At 68.5% G+C, this 1,479-nt stretch carries 1 protein-coding gene; it reads right to left on the bottom strand.

What is annotated here, in order from left to right; genetic code table 11:
• On the bottom strand, positions 1-1,479 hold a 1,479-nt coding region (locus ACWD0F_RS52085), incomplete at both ends, for a HAMP domain-containing protein (protein WP_449890589.1).

Genomic DNA, 1,479 nt, shown 5'->3' with positions numbered 1-1,479 from the left:
CGTCAGGTTGCGGGTGTGGTTCTGGGCCAGGAGCTGGGCCAGGATGAGCAGCGAGTTGAGCGGGGTGCGCAGCTCGTGGCTCATGTTGGCCAGGAACTCGCTCTTGTACTTCGAGGCCAGCGACAACTGCTGGGCCCGGTCCTCCAGCTCCTGCCGCGCCTGCTCGATCTCCAGGTTCTTGGTCTCGATGTCCTGGTTCTGCCGGACCAGCAGGCTGGCCTTCTCCTCCAGCTCGGCGTTGGAGCGTTGCAGCTCCTCCTGCTGGTTCTGCAGCTCCTCCGAACGGGTCTGCAGCTCCGTGGCCAGTCGTTGCGACTCGCCCAGCAGTTCGTCGGTGCGCGCGTTGGCCACGATCGTGTTGAGGTTGACGCCGATCGTCTCCATGAGCTGGTCCAGGAACGCCCGGTGCACCGGCGTGAACGAGTACACCGAGGCGAGCTCGATGACGCCGAGCACCTGCTCCTCGACCACGATCGGCAACACGATGACCGACCCCGGGGAGGACTGGCCCAGGCCGGAGCCGATGGTGATGTAGCCGCCGGGGATGTCGTTCAGCGCGATGGTGCGCCGGTTGTGCGCCGCCTGGCCGACGAGCCCCTCGCCCAGCGCGAACCGGGAGCGCCGGTCCGGCCCCGCCAGGTAGCCGTAGGCGCTGATCAGCCGCAGCTCCTCGTCACCGGCCAGGAAGAACGCGCCGTACTGGGCCGAGACGAGCGGCGCCAGCTCGTTCATCACCAGCTCCGCCACCGTGGCCAGGTCGCGGTGGCCCTGCATGAGGCCCGACATGCTGGCGAGGTTGGACTTGAGCCAGTCCTGCTGCTCGTTGGCCGAGGTCGTCTCGCGGAGCGACTTCACCATCGAGTTGATGTTGTCCTTGAGGTCGGCCAGCTCGCCCTCGGCGTCCACGGTGATGGACCTGGTCAGGTCGCCGGAGGTGACCGCACTGGTGACCTCGGCGATGGCGCGGACCTGGCGGGTGAGGTTGCCGGCCAGCTCGTTGACGTTCTCCGTCAGCCGCTTCCAGGTGCCGGACACGCCCTCGACCTCGGCCTGGCCGCCCAGCCGGCCCTCGCTGCCCACCTCGCGGGCCACCCGGGTGACCTCCGCCGCGAACGCGGAGAGCTGGTCGACCATCGTGTTGATGGTGGTCTTGAGCTCCAGGATCTCGCCGCGGGCGTCCACGTCGATCTTGCGGGTCAGGTCGCCTCTCGCCACGGCCGTGGTGACCTGGGCGATGCTGCGCACCTGGTTGGTCAGGTTGTCGGCCATCGAGTTGACGTTGTCGGTGAGGTTCTTCCAGGTGCCGGCCACGTTGGGGACGCGGGCCTGGCCGCCGAGCTGGCCTTCGGTGCCGACCTCGCGGGCCACCCGGGTGACCTCGTCGGCGAACGCGCTGAGCGTGTCGACCATCGTGTTGATGGTCTGCGCCAGCGCGGCGACCTCGCCCTTGGCCTCGACGGTGATCTTCTGCGACAGGTC

The sequence above is a fragment of the Nonomuraea sp. NPDC002799 genome (assembly GCF_053592075.1).
This window is presented reverse-complemented; position numbering and strand designations above follow the sequence as displayed.